This window comes from Thauera sp. ZXT1-4, assembly GCF_052598215.2.
In genome coordinates this window covers 38,014-54,597 of record NZ_JBQWSN020000024.1, presented here as the reverse complement: position 1 = coordinate 54,597, position 16,584 = coordinate 38,014, and the positions used below count along the sequence as shown (strand labels likewise).

12 protein-coding genes are annotated in these 16,584 nt (G+C 68.7%); all 12 read right to left on the bottom strand.

Annotated features, from left to right (window positions below):
* Positions 1 to 490: 490 nt before the first annotated feature.
* The 12 genes from ACUH78_RS15255 to ACUH78_RS15200 all read right to left on the bottom strand — a co-directional run bounded on the left by ACUH78_RS15255 (position 491) and on the right by ACUH78_RS15200 (position 16,539).
* A complete protein-coding gene (locus ACUH78_RS15255; RefSeq protein ID WP_418363942.1) occupies positions 491 to 1,135 on the bottom strand; it encodes an esterase/lipase family protein in 645 nt (214 codons plus the stop codon).
* A gap of 74 nt (positions 1,136 to 1,209) precedes the next feature.
* Entirely contained in the window at positions 1,210 to 2,109 is a 900-nt protein-coding gene (locus tag ACUH78_RS15250; protein ID WP_418363943.1) for an LOG family protein, read from the bottom strand.
* A 139-nt stretch (positions 2,110 to 2,248) separates the two neighbouring features.
* Positions 2,249 to 3,328, bottom strand: coding sequence for a molybdenum ABC transporter ATP-binding protein (gene modC, locus ACUH78_RS15245; protein WP_445333886.1), 1,080 nt, complete (start codon positions 3,326 to 3,328; stop codon positions 2,249 to 2,251).
* On the bottom strand, positions 3,328 to 4,014 hold the full coding sequence (gene modB, locus ACUH78_RS15240) for a molybdate ABC transporter permease subunit (protein ID WP_418363945.1): 687 nt from the start codon (positions 4,012 to 4,014) through the stop codon (positions 3,328 to 3,330). Before modB ends, modC begins: the two co-directional genes overlap by 1 nt.
* Before the next feature lie 2 nt (positions 4,015 to 4,016).
* Positions 4,017 to 4,814 carry a molybdate ABC transporter substrate-binding protein gene (gene modA / locus ACUH78_RS15235; protein ID WP_435749923.1) on the bottom strand — a complete coding sequence of 266 codons (798 nt, stop codon included), beginning with the start codon at positions 4,812 to 4,814 and terminating at the stop codon, positions 4,017 to 4,019.
* A 122-nt stretch (positions 4,815 to 4,936) separates the two neighbouring features.
* Complete coding sequence (gene recD, locus ACUH78_RS15230) at positions 4,937 to 6,901, bottom strand: exodeoxyribonuclease V subunit alpha (RefSeq protein WP_435749921.1); 1,965 nt, start codon at positions 6,899 to 6,901, stop codon at positions 4,937 to 4,939.
* Positions 6,898 to 10,851 carry an exodeoxyribonuclease V subunit beta gene (gene recB / locus ACUH78_RS15225; protein WP_445333887.1) on the bottom strand — a complete coding sequence of 1,318 codons (3,954 nt, stop codon included), beginning with the start codon at positions 10,849 to 10,851 and terminating at the stop codon, positions 6,898 to 6,900. The genes recD and recB overlap by 4 nt, the downstream gene beginning before the upstream one ends.
* Positions 10,852 to 10,885: 34 nt before the next feature.
* Positions 10,886 to 11,923, bottom strand: a complete 1,038-nt coding sequence (locus ACUH78_RS15220) for a threonine aldolase family protein (protein WP_445333888.1) — start codon at positions 11,921 to 11,923, stop codon at positions 10,886 to 10,888.
* Between the two features lie 7 nt (positions 11,924 to 11,930).
* Complete coding sequence (gene sstT, locus ACUH78_RS15215) at positions 11,931 to 13,169, bottom strand: serine/threonine transporter SstT (RefSeq protein WP_445333889.1); 1,239 nt, start codon at positions 13,167 to 13,169, stop codon at positions 11,931 to 11,933.
* A 121-nt stretch (positions 13,170 to 13,290) separates the two neighbouring features.
* Positions 13,291 to 14,670: an L-serine ammonia-lyase gene (locus ACUH78_RS15210; RefSeq protein WP_445333890.1), complete on the bottom strand. Its 1,380-nt coding sequence runs from the start codon at positions 14,668 to 14,670 to the stop codon at positions 13,291 to 13,293.
* Positions 14,671 to 14,709: 39 nt separating this feature from the next.
* Complete coding sequence (locus tag ACUH78_RS15205) at positions 14,710 to 16,008, bottom strand: TRAP transporter large permease (RefSeq protein ID WP_418363952.1); 1,299 nt, start codon at positions 16,006 to 16,008, stop codon at positions 14,710 to 14,712.
* 9 nt (positions 16,009 to 16,017) lie between these two features.
* On the bottom strand, positions 16,018 to 16,539 hold the full coding sequence (locus tag ACUH78_RS15200; RefSeq protein ID WP_435749916.1) for a TRAP transporter small permease: 522 nt from the start codon (positions 16,537 to 16,539) through the stop codon (positions 16,018 to 16,020).
* Positions 16,540 to 16,584 lie beyond the last annotated feature (45 nt).

Genomic DNA, 16,584 nt, shown 5'->3' with positions numbered 1-16,584 from the left:
CCCGGTGTACGCGCCGCTGTACGGCCACCTCGCCACGGCGCTGAGCCGGTAGCTCTGCCTGCGCCATCAGTCTCTCCTGCTCCATCGTCGTTCTCCCGAAGTGAGTTCGGAGATGCAACGATCGATGATTCAGCTCTGATCGGGAACTACGGGGTTGCTCGGACGGTTACGCACATCGAGCGGCACGGCCGCCCGCGCGAGGGTGCTCCACAACAGCAGGAGCAGACCGAAGGTCCAAGCCAAGCGGCTTGCCCCCCGGGCCGGACATCCCGCGTGTGAAGCGAACGCGATCATGCTGCGCGCGCCACGGCAGGCAAGTCTGGAGACGAGCGGCGCGCCCAAGGGAACCTGCCGAAACACGCGGCCTGCGGGATCGTCATTCTCAGCCTCCAGGAAAACGAAGACCTATTCTAAGAGCCTTGTTCCTGTTCACACCATGCATGCTTCACGACCGCCGTCACATACACCGGATGCGCCGCGCCCGCCCCAGTCACCCTCCACCCTCATGCAGGAAGCAACCCGCCTCCAGGAAGTGCAAGGTCTGTACGAGGCAGTCCGTCGACCACAGCATCTGCATGTGCGTGACCGGGAGCACGAGATGCGCACGCGCACCGGGCCATTGGGTCTCCTCGACGCCCACCATGCCATCGTTGGGCCAGGGCAGTCCCGGCACGATGCGTCCAAGGCCATAGGGCCGGTTGCCCGCCAGGACGCCGACCTCGAGCGCAGAATCGAGTACGGGCCGAGCCAGCGCCAGCCATTGCGGCAACACCCGCCCCAGTGCGTGGTGCAGCACCGGCAAGCGCAGCACCCGCTGCGCAGGGCGGGAGCCGCAGCAGGGCGAACCCAGCAGCACCACGCGCCCGATGCCGGCGGGGCGATGGCGGGCGAGCATATGCAGCACAACGCAACCGCCGAGGCTGTGGCCAACCAGGTGCAGGGGTCGCCCGTTGTGCGCGGCCACGAAATCGGCCAGCCCGTCGGCGACCGCATCCAACGACCCGCGCAGCGAAGGATACGAATACACATGGCTGCGCCAGCCCGCCCGCGCGGCGCGGCGGCGGTGCAGCCCGAACACGCAGCCATGCATCCACAAACCGTGGATGAAGACGATTTCGGAGGGTCGGTCATTCATCTCGCTGCTCCATGCGTCCGATCACGAGCGGTACAGGCGGAACCGGAAGCGCATGCGACGCGGGCCGTGCCGGCTCAGTTGCCCCGGAGCTGGCGCGCGGTCAGCGTGGGGTTGTCACCACTGTAGGCCGCCTTGATCGCATCCCAGGCTTCCTCGGCCGTCTCCGCGTAGTGGAAGAGGTTCAGGTCTTCGGGGCTGATCACGCCATGCTCGACCAACACCTCGAAGTCGATCAGGCGCTGCCAGAAGTCGCGCCCGACCAGGATGATCGGCCGGCGGCGGATCTTGCGCGTCTGGGTCAGGGTCAGCACCTCGAAGAGCTCATCGAGCGTACCCAAGCCCCCCGGGAAGCTCACCAGTGCCACCGCCCGCATCAGGAAGTGCATCTTGCGGATGGCGAAGTAGTGGAACTGGAAGCACAACTCGGGCGTGATGTAGGGGTTGGGCGCCTCCTCGAAGGGCAGGAAGATGCTCATCCCCATGCTGCGCCCGCCAGCCTCGTAGGCGCCGCGGTTGCCCGCCTCCATGATCCCCGGGCCGCCGCCGGTGGCGACGATCACCGGTTCTCCCAACGCCTCGGGCTCGCGCGTGACCAGTTCACCGAAGCGGCGCGCCTCCTCGTACCAGCGCGCGTTGCTCACCATGCGCTGCGCGCGCCGGATCGCGGCCTCGTCCCCGCTGGCCACCGCATCGCGCAGCATTGCGTCGGCCACGTCCGGCGCCTTGAAGCGCGCGCTACCAAACACGACCACGGTGGATTCCACACCCTGCTCCTGCTGGATCAGCTCGGGCTTCAGCAGTTCGAGCTGCAGCCGTACCGGGCGCAACTCCTCGCGCAGCAGGAAATCGGTGTCGGTGAACGCCATGCGGAAGGCGCTGCCGGGTCCGTCATAGCGGCCGTGCGGCTGGACGGCACGGGCCTCGTCCCCGGCAGAAGGGAAGTTGCGGGCGCGGATACGCGATGGGTCGGTCATCTTCATGTCCATGTGGCAAGGGCCGTCATCATCGCATCCGCAGAGGACGGAGGGCGAGCACGGAGTCCCCTTGGTTCCTTGGCACGGTTCCTTGGCACGGCGCTCTGGCGCGTTCCTGCACACCCGCATGCAGGCGTCCTCAGCCCAGCAGGGCCACCGACTTGATCTGCGCCCACATCCGCCGCCCGGGGCGCAGCACGAGCTGCTCGGCGGAGCGACGGGTGATGCGCGCCACCAGCGGGGTGCCGCCCGCGTCCATGCGCACCAGCACGTGGGCGGGGGTATCTGCGCCTACGACCTCCTCGACCGTCGCCGGGAGCAGGTTCTGGATGCTGGTACCCGCGACCTGATGATCTGCAAGACTGATGTCGCGCGCATGGATGCGGAAGCGTAGCCCGTGCCCAAGCGGCACCTGCTGGCGCTGCACCCACACCGCACCGCCGGGAAAGTCGAGGCGGGTAAGGTGGTAGTGGTCGTCATGCGCGGCCACCGTACCGTCGATCACCACCCCGGCGTCCTCGCTGAAGGCGGTCGGCAGATCGAGCCGGGCCAGGGTGGCATGCAGTTCACCCGCGGCCATCACCTTGCCCTCGCCGAGCATCACCACATGGTCGGCCAGACGCACAACCTCGTCAGGCGAATGGCTGACGTAGAGCACCGGAATGTCGAGCTCGTCGTGCAGGCGCTCGAGGTAGGGCAGGATCTCCTGCTTGCGCTTGTGATCGAGCGCGGCCAAGGGCTCGTCCATGAGCAGGATGCGCGGACTGGTGAGCAGCGCGCGCGCCATACCCACACGCTGGCGCTCGCCGCCGGAGAGGCGTTCGGGCATGCGCTCGAGCAGGGTCTCGATCCCAAGCAGGGCCACCGCATGATCCAGACGCACCCGCCGCGCCGCTGCAGGAATACGGCGCAGGCCGAACTCCAGGTTGCGCCGCACCGAGAGATGCGGAAAAAGGCTCGCCTCCTGGAACACGTAGCCGAGTGCGCGCCGGTGCGTGGGCACGCACACGCCTCCGGCGTCGTCCTGCCAGCATTCGCCATTGACCACCAGGCGGCCACGCGCTGCCGGCTCCAGCCCCGCGACGCAGCGCAGGAGCGTGGTCTTGCCCGAGCCGGAGTGGCCAAACAGCGCGGTGACGCCGCGCCCGGGCAGGCGCAGGTCCACCTCCAGGCGAAAGCCGGCATAGTTCACCGCGAAGCGCGCCTCGATGCCGGTCATCAGTTGAAACCGCCACCGTGCGTGCGCCGCCGTCCGTACAGCGCGAGCAGCACCACGAAGCTGAACAGCAGCATGCCTGCCGACAGCCAGTGCGCCTGGGCGTACTCCAGCGCCTCGACGTGATCGTAGATCGCGACCGAAACCACCCTTGTGCGGTCGGGGATGTTGCCACCGATCATCAGCACCACGCCGAACTCGCCCACCGTGTGGGCGAAGCCGAGGATGGTGGCGGTGACGAATCCCGGGCGCGCAAGCGGCAACGCGACGTTGAAGAAACGGTCCCAGGGCCCGGCACGCAGGGTGGCGGCCACCTCGAGCGGGCGACGCCCGATCGCCTCGAAGGCGTTATGCACCGGCTGCACCACAAAGGGCAGCGAATAGATCACCGAGCCGACCACCAGGCCGGCGAAGGAGAAGGGCAGCAGGCCAACGCCGATCGCCTCGGTGAGGTGCCCGACCGGCCCCTTGGGGCCCATTGCCACGAGCAGATAGAAGCCGATCACCGTCGGCGGCAGCACCAGTGGCAGCGCCACCACCGCGCCGACGACGCCCTTCCACTTCGAGCGCGTGCGTGCCAGCCACCAGGCGATCGGCGTGCCGACCAGCAGCAGGATCACGGTGCTCACCGTGGCGAGCTTGAACGTGAGCCAGACCGCAGACCAGTCGGCACTGCCCAGGCCAGCCATGCTTACTGCGCCGCAGCCGGCAGTACGAAACCATAGCGCTGCAGCACCGCACGCGCCGGCTCGCTACCGATGAATTCAGCGAAGGCTGCAGCCAGGGCATTGCCTTCCGCCCTGCGGGTGAGGATGAAGCCCTGCTCCAGCGGCGCATGCAGGGCGTCATCGATCAGGTGGTAGCCGCCCTGCGCGGCGAGCGCTGGATTGAGGGCGAGCGACAACGCGATGATGCCGACAGCAGCGTTGCCGGTCTGCACGAACTGCGCGGTCTGGGCGATGTTCTCGCCCTGCACCAGCCGCGACTGCACCGCCTCCCACACGCCAGCCGCGCGCAGCGCCTCCTCGGCGCGCTTGCCGTAGGGGGCATGGCGCGGGTTGGCAATGGCGATGCGGCCGAGGGCGGGGTCGGCAAGATCCTGAAGTGTGAGCGTGCGCGCATCGCGGGTCCGGCTCCACAACACGATGCGGCCGAGGGCATAGGGGCGCGTGCGCCCCAGCGCGAGGCCATCGGCTTCGAGCGCGCGCGGGTAGGCGATATCGGCAGAGAAATACAGGTCGAAGGGGCCGCCCTGACGGATCTGGGTGGCAAACTTGCCCGACGAGCCATAGACCACCTCGATCATGCCGTCCGGATGTGCACGGCGGAAGTCCGCCACGATCTCGTCCAGGGCGAACTTCAGATCGGACGCCGCCGCGACCATGACACGCTCAGCCGCCCGTGCACCCGGCGCGAAAGCCAGCAGCGCCCCCAGCAAGGCAAACGCGCCCGTCAGCGCACGCCAGCCCAAGCGATTCCCAAACCCCATTGCAACCTCCCCTCTCGCCGGGCAGCCGCCCGGTCAGGCCAGCACGTTGCCAGCACCTTCGTCCTGCCGCAAGCAGGTCGCCATGAAGCGCCAGATCAGGCGTGACGCATCCGGCCCCCATTTCAGCCGCTGAACAACTGCCCGGACATCTGCTCCACACCCAGGACACACTCCCGCATGCGTTCGCGCAACCCCGACACCCGCTCGCTGCGCGCCGTGCAGCCGGCAATCAGAACCCCGGCCGCGCCGGCAACCGTGACCCGCCGTGACGCGCGCGTGACACCGGTGTAGATGAGCTCGCGCGTGAGCACGCGCGCAGGCGCAGGCGGCAGCACCAGCACCGCTTCCCCGAACTCGGACCCCTGGCTCTTGTGCACCGTGAGCGCGAAGGCCGTATCGTGCGCGGGCAGGCGCAGTGGCGGCAGTGCGCGGAACCCCCCTTCGGGCGCTGGGAAGAACACGCACAGCGCACCCTGCGCATCGGGCAGGCACAGCCCGATGTCGCCGTTGAACAGTCCCAGTGTGTAGTCGTTGGCCAGCACGATCACCGGGCGGCCCGGATACCAGCGTGCGGCAGCGCCGCGCGCTGGCGGCAGCGCAAGCCGCGCACATAGCCGGCCTTCGAGGTACGCGTTCAGCGCCGCCAGGCCACGCGCACCCTCGCGCACCGCAACCAGCACGCGAAAGTCTTCGAAAGCCCGCATGGCTGCGGCAACGTCCCGCGGTGTGCGGTGCAGGACATCGAAATAGGCGCCATACCCGGCCTCGATGGCGGCGAGCAGCCTCGCGCCGGGGCGCGCACCGTCCTCTTCGATCCAGCCCACCGAGACATCCTGCCCGGCACGCAACCAAGCCAGCGCGCGTGCGCCCTGGCCCTCGCGCACCTCCGCTGCCAGTCGGCCGATCCCTGAATCCGCACGGAAGCGATGGCTCTCGGTAAGCCACACCACACAGTCCTTCAGGCCAGCGGAGGCGCACACGTGCGGCTCCGCCTCGCCCGGCACCGGCTCCAGCCCGAGCCGCGTGCTCAGGGCAGGGCTGAACACCCGTTCAGCCGACAGCTCGGCGAACACCGCGCCCGCCTCCACCGCGGCAAGCTGATCCTTGTCTCCCAGCAGCACGAGCCGCGCTGCGGCCGGCAGGGCATCGACCAGGCGGTTCGCGAGGGCAAGGTCGAGCATCGAGGCTTCATCGACGATCAGCACATCCACTGCCAGCGGATTGCCTGCATGATGGCGGAAGCGGCCGGCCTCCGGCGTGACCCCGAGCAGGCGGTGCACCGTGAATGCCTCATCCGGCAGGCGGGCGGCGAGCGCTGCGGGCAGGGTCTGCGCCCGCTGGCGCAGAGCCTCTAGCATGCGCGCCGCTGCCTTGCCGGTCGGGGCGGCCAGCGCAATGCGCAGTTCCGGTTCCACCTCCAGCAGACAGGCGAGCAGCGCAGCGACGGTGCTTGTCTTGCCCGTTCCGGGGCCGCCGCTGATCACGGTGAGGCGAGCGCGCAAGGCGAGCAGCACCGCGATCCGTTGCCAGTCGTGCCCCGCTCCGGGGCGAGGTGGAAACAGGCTATCGAGCAATGCCGGCACGGGCTCCGGTCCGACCGGAACCGAACGTGCCCGCGCGACCAGCGCACGCGCGAGCGCGCGCTCCTGATCGAACAGGCGGCGCAGATAGAGGCGATCGCCGGCATCGAGCACCAACGGATGCGCCGAACGCCCGGGAGTCGCCAGCGCCGCATCGACCACCACACCACTGGCAAGCAGGCGGGCGCGCAAGCGGGGCAGGGGGAGGCCTTCCCCCGCGCCCAGCTGCCCCGACACCCCAGGCTCGTCCTCCAGCCCGAGCAGGTCCGGCTGCGCTGCGTCTTGCGGCGCGCTCGCCTCGTCGGGGGCCGCTTGCACGCCGGTGGACCACGTCGCTGCAGGCGTATCCGCCAGCGCACCCAGCGGAACGCAGACATGTCCGGCTGCGGTCGCGAGTGCGAGCCGGCGGGCCAGCGGACCGAGCACCGCCACGCTGTCCGCAGGGGCTTCCAGCGTCGTTGCCCAATCCACAAGATGGCGGGCGAAACCTTCGGCCAGATCCCTCATGCGGCCGCTCCAGCCGTCTCGTGTGCAGTTGCTGCGAGCAGCGCATCCAGTGCCCGCAGCGTCGCCGGCGGGCAACGGTGGTGGAACACGCCCGCGGCGTGCCCGCCGATGCGCCAGTGCGGACGCACTCCGCGCACGAACAGGTAGAGCACGCCGCCGAAATGCTGTGCACAGTCGTAACCCGGCAGACTGCACGCCAGATGGCGGTGCAGTGCAAGGCTGTAGAGCAGGTGCTGCAGGTGATAGCCATGCGCCTGCATTGCCAGCTCCAGCCGCTCGGGCCCATAGTCCTGGGGCTGGTCGCCAAGGTGGTTGGATTTCCAGTCCAGCACGTAATAGCGCCCCTCGTGTTCGAAAACGAGGTCGATGAAGCCCTTCAGGTAGCCCTCCAGGCCGGCGAAGGCGAGCCGCGGCACCCCGTAGCCCTGAGCAACCAGCCAGGTATTGAGCTGCTCGGCAGTGAGCCGCGGCGCGGGAAGATGAAAGCCGAGCTCGACCAGCCTGCGCGCCGGCGGTAGCTCACCCAGGCGCAAAGGCTGGGCGGAATCCTCCTTGGTGAGCAAGGGCGTGGAGAGCACATCCTCCAGCATCCCGCGCAGCATGCGGCGCAGCCTGGCCTGCATTGCCTCGGCCGCCCGTCCGGGCGCGGCCGTGGCGTCGGAGGGCGATGTTTCCGCGGCCAGCGTCTGGGGGTGCATGGCCAGCGCGGCTTCGATCGCGACGTCCCAACCCGCCGGATCGGTGAAGTCGATCGACTCGAACACGGCGTGCATGCAGTCGCCCGCGGCGGGGCCGCGCGGGAAGCGCAGGATGTCGTCGGGACCGTGTGAGCCTGGGGTCAGGTCAGCGGCACTGGCCTGCGGATCGGTCCGGCCCGCATCGACTTCCGCGGCCAGGTCGGTGGTCGGCGGAGACGCGACGCCGGCAGCGACGCCGGGCACCCTCCCTGCCGCAAGGCGGGCGAGTTCGGGCGCGCCGATCGCTTCCGCATCGTGATCCTGTGCCGCGCGTTCATGCGCAGCGCCCGACAGCAGCGCACTGAAGCTGCCAATGCGCCAGGCAGACGGCAGTACGGGCGGGCGGAGCGCGTGCGGACACTGGCCGGCCGTCTCCGGCGGGGCCAGCACCGGCCCCTCGCCTTCGGGCAGGTCCGAGAGCTGAATCACCGAACGCCCCTCGAGCGTGGCGGAGGTCGCCAACGCACGCCAGTGCGCATCGGTTCCAGCCGGTGTCGGCTTGTGTTCCGCCCAGACCTCCGGGCTCATGCCAGCGCCGGCAACCATCCAGTTGAGCAGGCTGCGCCCCGCTTCGGCATGGCTGACCTTGCCGAAGTGCGTACGGGCATAGCTTCCCACCACCAGATAGCAGCGGTGCACCGCGCGTGTCAGCGCCACATAGATCAGGCGCAGGTCCTCCGCTTGCTGCTCGCGCCGGATGCGCGCCTTGACCGCCCGATCATCGGACGCCGCCGCACGATAATCGAGCACCAGCGCGCCGGCATCGTCATGCCAGGCACGCATGCCCCCCCCGCCTCCACTGCGCGCGTAGCCGTCGAACAGGAAGGGGCAGAACACGACGCCGTACTCCAGCCCTTTGGCACGGTGGATGGTGACGATCTGCACCAGGTTGCGGTCGGACTCGAGACGCAACTGGGCGGCCTCGCCCATGGCGGCGTCGGCGCGCCGGCTGGCGAGCAGGCGCAACAACACCTCGGGGGTAAGGCTGCCCGCATCCTGCTGCAGCAGTTCGGCCAGGTGCAACAGATTGGTGAGCCGGCGCTCGCCGTCCGTGCGGGCGAGCAGGCGCGCGGCGACACCCTCGTCGCTCATCCATTGCCGCAACATCACGCCGAAGCCGCGCGTGAGCCACAGTTCACGCCAGCGCGTGAAGGCGTCGAGTGTGGCGAGCAAGGCGGACTCGTCCTCGGCGAGGCGGGCGATCGCAACGGCATCGCGTCCCATCGCCTTGGTCGCGAGCGCCGCCTTTACGCGGCGCTCGCGCAAGGGCTCGGCGATCGCCAGCAGCACACGCTCGAGCTCTTCAGCGTCGTCGGTGTGATACACGCTGGCCTGCGACAACTCCACGCTCCCCACCCCGAACGCGGCGAGCGCGCTACGCATGCGCGCGCCCTGACGGTGGCTGCGCACCAGCACCGCGATGTCGGCAGGCACGAGCGGCTTGGCGCCGATGCGAACACGCCCCTCAGCGCCCGCAGCGAGCAAGCGCGCGATCTCGGCGGCCGTGGCGAGCGCAGCCCGCTGCAACGCCTGCGCACGCGACAGCCGGCTCCCGCCGCCTTCCTCGCCCTCGTCCTGCGTGTCGTCGCGCGGGATGCGCCAGAGCTGCAGCGCCGGCGCTGCATCGGGCGCGCCATCGTCATGCAGGGGCGCACGGTGCCGGCTGCCGGCGCCAACACACACGTAGTCCAGCCCGTCCATCATGAACACCGCCGGGTTCGCACTGAAGAGCCGGTTGCAGGCCTCGATCAGCGCGGGCGCCGAGCGCTGGTTATGACGAAGCGTGTAGCAGGTATCGGTGCGCTCGCGCGCAGCAAGATAGGTGAACAGGTCCGCGCTGCGGAAACTATAGATCGCCTGCTTGGGGTCGCCGACCAGGAACAGGGTGCCGTGGCGGCCTTCGGCGTGGTAGATGCGGTCGAAAATGCCGAACTGCAGCGGATCGGTGTCCTGGAACTCGTCGATCAGCGCCACCGGGTAACGCACATGCAGCGCCGTCGCCAGCCAGGGCTGCGCACCGGAGTGCAGTGCCACATGGGCGTTCCACAGGATGTCGTCGAAACCGATCTGCCGCCGCTCGCGCTTGCGCCGGCGCAAGGCGGCCGTGGTGTGTTCGAGGAACCGACGCAGCAGGCGCAGGCGGGCGACGGACAGCGCCGCATCCACCTCGATGCGTGCGGCGAGCAACTCAGCGGCTGCATCGAAGAAAGCGTGACGCGGCGGGGCCAGGCCGTTCTTGCGACCGGCCGCAGTCGTGCGCACCTCCAGCGTGTCGGCGCACAGCAGCGCGAGCTTGCTGTCCTTGCTGCCCGGCAGCGGGTGAAGTGCATTATCCGCTGCGAGCCAGGTGGCCCACTGCTGGGCGGCCTTGTCGATCGCCTCCAGTTTGTAGCTGTTGGCATTGAGGCCGGCGAGCGCCGCAGTCACCGCGGCACAGGCTTCGTGCAAGCCGGTCGACAGGGCGCACGCCGCCGCATAGGCGCTGCGCAGACGCTGCGCGGCAGCGGCTTCGGATGCCGCCTCCGGCCCGGCGCGCGGCGTGCTGTCCCCTCCAGCCGCCCCCGCAGCAGCAGGCGCGCAAACCGCTTCGTCCCACAGCGCCACCGCGCACGGCCGCGCCATGTGCTCCCGCAGGATGTCCGCCCACACCTCGGGCGTGTCGCCGGTCTGCAGCAGATGATCCGCCAGCAGCGGCGACACCCCGGTGGCAACTTCACGCCGCCAGAAATCCTGCACGGCCTCCATGCGCAGTTCCCTGTCGTCCTCGACGAGGTCGAGCGCATAGGGCAACCCCGCCGCGAAGGGCGTATCGGCCAGCGCTCGCTGGCAGAAACCATGGATGGTGAAGATCGCCGCCTCATCGAAGGTCTGCAGCGCCAGGCGCAGGCGCGCCGCCATCTGCGCGTCCTCAAGACCGCGCGCGCGCGCGGAATCGATCAGCCCGGGCACGAACGGGTCTGCACCCGCCGCTCCGCCCTCCAGCACGCCAAGCGTTTCGGCGATGCGCGCACGGATGCGTGCCGACAGCTCCGCCGTCGCGGCCTTGGTGAAGGTGACGACGAGCAACGACTCCACCGGCAACGCGCGCTCGACCAGCAGGCGCAGGTAGAGCCCGCAGATGTTCCAGGTCTTGCCGGTGCCGGCAGAGGCCTCTACCAGACGAATGCCGTCGAGCGGGCAGGAGAAGACGTCGAGTTCGGGCGCGGCAGACATGGCGGGAATGGTAACGGAGCTTGGCCGCGAGCCGCTACGGGACCGACAGCGCCTGCACGTCGGCAAGCAGCGCGTCGACGCTCTCGGGCAGCGTGTCCCAGCCGCACATGAAGCGCGCCCCGCCGGCGCCGATGAAGGTGTAGAAGCGCCAGCCGCGGGCGCGCAGGCCGTCGAGCACCGTCAGGGGCAGCTCACAGAACACGCCGTTGGACTGCACCGGAAACATCAGCCTGGCGCCCGGCATCCGGACCAGTCCCGCGGCGAGGCGCTGCGCCATGGCGTTGGCGTGGCGGGCGTGCTTCAGCCACACATCGTCCTCCAGGATGCCGAGCCAGGGCGCGGACAGAAAGCGCATCTTCGAGGCGAGCTGCCCGGCCTGCTTGCAGCGGTACGCGAAGTCCTCCGACAGCCGGCGGTCGAAGAACACCACTGCCTCACCCACCGGCAAGCCCATCTTGGTGCCGCCGAAGCACAGCACGTCGACGCCCACCTTCCAGGTGATCTCGGCCGGCATCACGCCGAGCGAGGCCACTGCATTGGCGAAGCGCGCGCCGTCCATGTGCACGCGCAGACCGTGTTCGCGCGCGCACGCGGCGATCGCCGCCACCTCGTCCGGCCGGTACACCGTGCCGACCTCGGTGCTCTGCGTCAGCGTGACCACGCGCGGCTTCGGGTAGTGAATGTCGCTGCGGCGCGAAACCACCTCGAGCACAGCCTCCGGCGTCAGCTTGCCTTGCTCGCCGCGCGCAGGCAGCAGCTTGGAGCCATTGGAGAAGAACTCCGGCCCACCGCACTCGTCGGTCTCGACATGGGCGAGCTCGTGGCACACCACGCTGTGGTAGCTCTGGCACAGCGAGGCGAGCGCCAGTGAATTGGCAGCCGTGCCGTTGAAGACGAAGTAGACGTCGCAGTCGGTCTCGAACAGCTCACGCAGGCGGTCGGAGACCTTGCGCGTCCATTCGTCCTCGCCGTAGGCCGGGGCGTGGCCAGCATTGGCCGCCACGAAGGCTGCCAGGGCCTCCGGACAGACGCCGGCGTAGTTGTCGCTGGCGAAATATTGCTTCGGCTGCATGGGGAGATCAGGCGCGGTCCAGGTTGAGGGGCTCGCCGGTCGCTGCAGCGCTGGCGGCAGCGGTGAAGAGGACGTCGGTCGAGGAGTTTAGCGCGGTCTCGGCCGAGTCCTGCACCACGCTGATGACAAAGCCGATCGCCACCACCTGCATCGCCACGTCGGCGTCGATGCCGAACAGCGCCGTCGCCATCGGGATCAGCAGCAGCGACCCGCCCGCCACGCCCGACACACCGGCTGCAGCCAGGGAGGAAACGATGCACAGCAGCAGCGCGGTGGCAAAGTCGACCGGGATGTTCAGCGTGTGGGCCGCAGCGAGCGTCATTACCGAAATCGTGATCGCCGCCCCGGCCATGTTGATCGTGGCGCCGAGCGGGATCGAGATCGCAAAGGTGTCCTCGTGCAGGCCGAGGCGACGGCAGAGCTCGAGATTGATCGGGATGTTGGCCGCCGAACTGCGGGTGAAGAAGGCGGTGACGGCGCTCTCGCGCAGGCAGGTGAAGACCAGCGGATAGGGGTTGGTGCGCAGCTTCCAGAACACGAACAGCGGATTGACCACGAGCGCGACGAACAGCATGCAGCCCACGATCACCAGCAGCAGCCGGCCGTAGCCGAGCAGCGCTTCGATGCCGGTCTCGCCCATGGTTGCGGCGACCAGTCCGAAGATGCCCAGCGGGGCGAAGCGGATCACGACATGCACGATCTTCGACACCGCGTCGGCGAGGTCGTTGACGACCTTGCGCGTACCCTCACCGGCGTGACGCAGCGCGATGCCCAGCCCGATCGCCCACGCCAGGATGCCGACGAAGTTGGCCTCCATCAACGCCCTGACCGGGTTGGCAACCACGTTGAGCAGCAGGTTCTTGAGCACGATGAGGATGCCGCCCGGCGGGTTGCCGGTGGCGGCCGGCGCGTCGAGCACCAGCGTGGTGGGGAAGGCGAAGCTGGCGAGCACCGCGACCAGCGCCGCGGCGAAGGTACCGAGCAGGTAAAGGATCAGCACCGGACGGATGTGGGTCGGCTGACCGTGCTTGTGATTGGCGATGGCTGCAGCCACCAGTACGAACACCAGAATCGGCGCGACGGCCTTGAGCGCGGCGATGAAGAGGTCGCCAAGCAGTGCGACCGACGGGGTCGCAGCGGGCGCGATCAGCGCCAGGGCGACGCCGAGGACCAGGCCGATGGCGATCTGGGAGATGAGGCTCATGCGCAGCACGCGCTGCAGCGCCGTGGGGGTGGCGGTGGTCATCGGGGGGGCTCCTCGTGGATGACGTTGTGGTCAGGGATGCCGGATATGGCGTGGTGCGGACGCGGCATGAGTGGGCTGCGCCGGGCCGGAAAGAACCGGCAAGCGTCCCGAGTGCTTGCCGTCAGCACTCGGGGAAGCTGACGGCGAGGCCGCCGCGCGAGGTTTCCTTGTACTTGTCCAGCATGTCACGACCGGTGTCGCGCATGGTGCGGATCACTTGATCGAGCGAGATCGCGTGCGCGCCGTCGCCGCGCAGGGCGAGCTGCGCAGCGTTGATGGCCTTGATCGAGGCCATCGCATTGCGCTCGATGCAGGGCACCTGCACGAGACCGCCGACCGGGTCGCAGGTCAGGCCGAGGTTGTGTTCGAGGCCTATTTCGGCGGCGTTCTCCACCTGCTCTGGGGTGCCGCCGAGCACTTCGGCCAGGCCCGCCGCAGCCATCGCGCAGGCCGAGCCGACCTCGCCCTGACAGCCGACCTCGGCGCCCGAGATCGAAGCGTTCTTCTTGCACAGCACACCCACCGCAGCCGCGGCGAGGAGGAAATTCTCCACGTCGCGCGCGCCAGCGCCCGGCATGAACTTCATGTAGTAGTGCAGCACGGCCGGGATGATGCCGGCCGCACCATTGGTGGGCGCGGTGACGACGCGACCGCCACCGGCGTTTTCTTCGTTGACCGCAAGCGCATAGAGATTGACCCAATCGAGCGCCGCCATCGAATCGCTGATCATGTTGCGACCGGTGCTCTGTTCGCTGAGCTTGCGATACAGCGCAGGAGCTCGGCGGCGCACCTTCAGTCCGCCAGGCAGCACGCCCTCATGGGCGATGCCACGCTCGACGCAGGCGTGCATCGCGCCCCAGATGCGCTGCAACGCAGCGCGCGTCTCGTCCTCGCTGCGCCAGGCACCCTCATTGGCGAGCACCAGGGCACTGATGCGCAGACCGTGACGCCGACACTGGGCGAGCAGTTCGGCGCCGGTATCGAAGGGATAAGGCACTTGCACCTCGGCCTCGCCCGGCGTATCGGAGCGAGCCTGCGCCTCGTCGATCACGAAGCCGCCCCCGATCGAGTAATAGCTGTTCTCGTACAGCACACCCGCCTCACCCTGGGCCGTCAGGCGCAGCGCATTCGGGTGGTAAGGCAGACTCACCGGCAGCAGGCGCATGTCTCGCCCCCATTCGAAAGGCACCACCACGCCACCCGGCAGCGGCAGCGCACCGTCGATGCGCACTGCATCCACCGCCTCGACGAGTCCATCCGGATCGACCTCGTCGGGCCGCGCACCCATCAGGCCCGCAATCACGGCCCGGTCGGTGCCGTGTCCGATGCCGGTCGCCGACAGCGAACCGTAGAGCCTCACCTCGATCCGACGCACACGGCCGAGCAAGCCGCGATGCGCCAGCACGGCAGCGAAATCGTGCGCCGCACGCATTGGCCCGACGGTGTGGGAACTGGACGGGCCGACACCGATCTTGAACAGGTCGAGAACGCTGATGGACATGCGAACCTCCGCGATGAGACGCGCCTTGCTTCGACGCGCTCAGCCGATCATGTGCCCCGGCAGCCAGGTGACCAATCCGGGGAAGGTGTACAACAGGATCAGCGCCAGCACCATGAGCAGGAAATAGGGCAGCGCATACACCGCGATGGTGGTGATCTGCTTGCCCGACAGTGCCTGCAGCACGAACAGGTTGAAGCCCACCGGCGGGGTGATCTGCGCCATCTCCACCACCACGATCACGAACACGCCGAACCACAACGGATCGATGCCCGCGGCCTGGATCGTCGGCAGCAGCACCGCCATCGTCAGCACGATGATCGAGATGCCGTCGAGGAAGCAGCCGAGCAGCACGAAGAAGATCGCGAGCGCGAACAGCAGCATGCCGGGCGTGAGGTTGAGCGTGCCGATCCACTCGGCCAGATGGCGCGGCAGGCCGATGTAGCCCATCGCCAGGGTCAGGAACGCCGAGCCGGCGAGGATGAGCGCGATCATGCAGTACAGCCGCGTGGCACCCATGAGGCCGGCGATGAAGCTCTCGCGGGTCAGCGACTTCTGCGCCGCGGCGATGATCAGGCTGCCGATCACGCCGATCGCCGCCGCCTCGGTGGCGGTGGCAACGCCGCTGTAGATCGAGCCGAGCACGCCGGCGATCAGCAGCACCACCGGGATCAGGTTCCTCGACGCCGCGAGTTTCTGCATGAAGCTGCTCTTGAGGTCGGCCGGGGGGATCCTGTCGCGATTCATCAGCGACCAGATCACCACCCAGCCCATGAACAGCGACGCGAGCAGGATGCCCGGCAGCACGCCGCCGATGAAGAGCTTGGAGATCGACACGTCGGCCGCCACGCCATACACGATCATGATGATCGAGGGCGGAATCAGCAGGCCGAGCGTGCCGGCGCCGGCCAGGGTGCCAAGCACCATGGACTCCGGATAGCCGCGGCGGCTCAGCTCGGGCATGGCGATCTTGCCGATGGTGGCGCAGGTGGCCGCAGACGAGCCCGACACCGCGGCGAACAGCGTACAGCCGATCACGTTGGTGTGCAGCAGGCGGCCGGGCAGGCGCTCGAGCCAGGGCGACAGGCCCTTGAACATCTCCTGCGACAGCTTGGTGCGGAACAGGATCTCGCCCATCCACAGGAAGAGCGGTAGCGCGGTCAGGGTCCAGCTCGAGCCGTGGCTCCAGATGGCGACGGCCATGCCGTCGCCGGCGGCGCGTGTGGTGAAGCCGAGCATGCCGAGGATGCCGATCGCCATCAGGGCGAGGCCGATCCACAGGCCGCCGGCGAGCAGCAGCACCATCAGACCAACGAGAACGAGTGCAGCGGTGAGTTCCATGATGGCCCCTTATTCCATGTGCGCCATTTCTTCGGCGTCGGCCCTGGCCAGGCGCTGCGGCTCGCGGCCGAGGCTGACCTGGACGAAGTCGTCGAGCACGGCGACCAACAGGATCACCGCGCCGACCGCCATCGACAGCTGCGGAATCCACAGCGGCGTGGCGTCAATGCCCTGCGAGATCTCGTCGAATTCGTGCGACTGCCAGGCCAGGCGCACTGCGTACCAGGCAAGCATGGAAGCGACCACCACGCCGGCGCCGTGTGCGAACCACTCCGCGACACGGCGCATGCGCGGCCCGAGGCGCTCGATCACCAGGCTGACGCGGATGTGTTCACCGTGCTTGAAGGTGTAGGCGAGCGCCAGAAAACCACAGGCCGCCATTGCGTAGCCCGCGTAGTCATCGGTCCCCGGCAGGTAGATATTGAACGGCCGGGTGAACACGCCGGCCGCGACCATGACCAGGGTGAAGATCATGCCGACAGCAGCAAGCGCACCGGACAAGCGGTACAGTGAATCGAGCAACGCTCTCATGGCGGTCTCCGGAAAGGCCGGGGCCCGCATGCACGGGCCCCGTGG

Coding starts and splice junctions, on each gene's coding strand:
- ACUH78_RS15250 (WP_418363943.1), bottom strand. CDS start 2,109: ATGACCGACCCATCGCGTATCCGCGCCCGCAACTTCCCTTCTGCCGGG.
- modC (WP_445333886.1), bottom strand. CDS start 3,328: ATGACCGGCATCGAGGCGCGCTTCGCGGTGAACTATGCCGGCTTTCGC.
- modB (WP_418363945.1), bottom strand. CDS start 4,014: ATGGCTGGCCTGGGCAGTGCCGACTGGTCTGCGGTCTGGCTCACGTTC.
- sstT (WP_445333889.1), bottom strand. CDS start 13,169: ATGACCACCGCCACCCCCACGGCGCTGCAGCGCGTGCTGCGCATGAGC.
- modA (WP_435749923.1), bottom strand. CDS start 4,814: ATGGGGTTTGGGAATCGCTTGGGCTGGCGTGCGCTGACGGGCGCGTTT.
- ACUH78_RS15210 (WP_445333890.1), bottom strand. CDS start 14,670: ATGTCCATCAGCGTTCTCGACCTGTTCAAGATCGGTGTCGGCCCGTCC.
- recD (WP_435749921.1), bottom strand. CDS start 6,901: ATGAGGGATCTGGCCGAAGGTTTCGCCCGCCATCTTGTGGATTGGGCA.
- ACUH78_RS15220 (WP_445333888.1), bottom strand. CDS start 11,923: ATGCAGCCGAAGCAATATTTCGCCAGCGACAACTACGCCGGCGTCTGT.
- ACUH78_RS15255 (WP_418363942.1), bottom strand. CDS start 1,135: ATGAATGACCGACCCTCCGAAATCGTCTTCATCCACGGTTTGTGGATG.
- recB (WP_445333887.1), bottom strand. CDS start 10,851: ATGTCTGCCGCGCCCGAACTCGACGTCTTCTCCTGCCCGCTCGACGGC.
- ACUH78_RS15200 (WP_435749916.1), bottom strand. CDS start 16,539: ATGAGAGCGTTGCTCGATTCACTGTACCGCTTGTCCGGTGCGCTTGCT.
- ACUH78_RS15205 (WP_418363952.1), bottom strand. CDS start 16,008: ATGGAACTCACCGCTGCACTCGTTCTCGTTGGTCTGATGGTGCTGCTG.